The organism is Nonomuraea sp. NPDC050202 (assembly GCF_040656115.1).
Taxonomy (GTDB): Bacteria; Actinomycetota; Actinomycetes; order Streptosporangiales; family Streptosporangiaceae; genus Nonomuraea.
Genome location: NZ_JBFALF010000128.1, coordinates 1 through 1,016, shown reverse-complemented (window position 1 = coordinate 1,016; position 1,016 = coordinate 1). Strand labels below are relative to the sequence as shown.

1 rRNA gene is annotated in these 1,016 nt (G+C 57.1%); it reads left to right on the top strand.

Annotated features, from left to right (window positions below):
* Positions 1-1,016, top strand: a 23S ribosomal RNA gene (locus AB0I79_RS63340); the annotation flags it as partial.

The window sequence follows — 1,016 nt, the reverse complement described above, 5'->3', positions numbered from 1 at the left end:
TGTGATGTGACTGCGTGCCTTTTGAAGAATGAGCCTGCGAGTTATGGTGTGTGGCGAGGTTAACCCGTGTGGGGGAGCCGTAGCGAAAGCGAGTCTGAAGAGGGCGTTTGAGTCGCATGCTGTAGACCCGAAGCGGGGTGATCTACGCATGGGCAGGTTGAAGCTCAGGTAAGACTGGGTGGAGGACCGAACCCACCAGGGTTGAAAACCTGGGGGATGACCTGTGTGTAGGGGTGAAAGGCCAATCAAACTCCGTGATAGCTGGTTCTCCCCGAAATGCATTTAGGTGCAGCGTTGCGTGTTTCTTGCCGGAGGTAGAGCACTGGATGGCCGATGGGCCCGACAAGGTTACTGACGTCAGCCAAACTCCGAATGCCGGTAAGTGAGAGCGTGGCAGTGAGACTGCGGGCGATAAGGTTCGTAGTCGAGAGGGAAACAGCCCAGATCACCGACTAAGGCCCCTAAGCGTGTGCTAAGTGGGAAAGGATGTGGAGTCGCAGAGACAACCAGGAGGTTGGCTTAGAAGCAGCCACCCTTGAAAGAGTGCGTAATAGCTCACTGGTCAAGTGATTCTGCGCCGACAATGTAGCGGGGCTCAAGTACACCGCCGAAGTCGTGGCATTGACTCCCATGTGGGGTTGATGGGTAGGGGAGCGTCGTGCAGCCGGTGAAGCAGCAGAGTGATCTAGTTGTGGAGGCTGTGCGAGTGAGAATGCAGGCATGAGTAGCGAATCGAGGGTGAGAAACCCTCGCGCCGGATGACCAAGGGTTCCTGGGCCAGGCTAATCCGCCCAGGGTAAGTCGGGACCTAAGGCGAGGCCGACAGGCGTAGTCGATGGACAACGGGTTGATATTCCCGTACCCGCTTCAATGCGCCCATACTGAACCTCGTGATGCTAAGAGTCCTTAGCTCGCCTAAAGCCTTCGGGCTTGGGGTCAGAGTGAACGCTCGATCCGATCGGGTAGTAGGTAAGCGATGGGGTGACGCAGGAAGGTAGTCCAGCCCAGGCGATGGT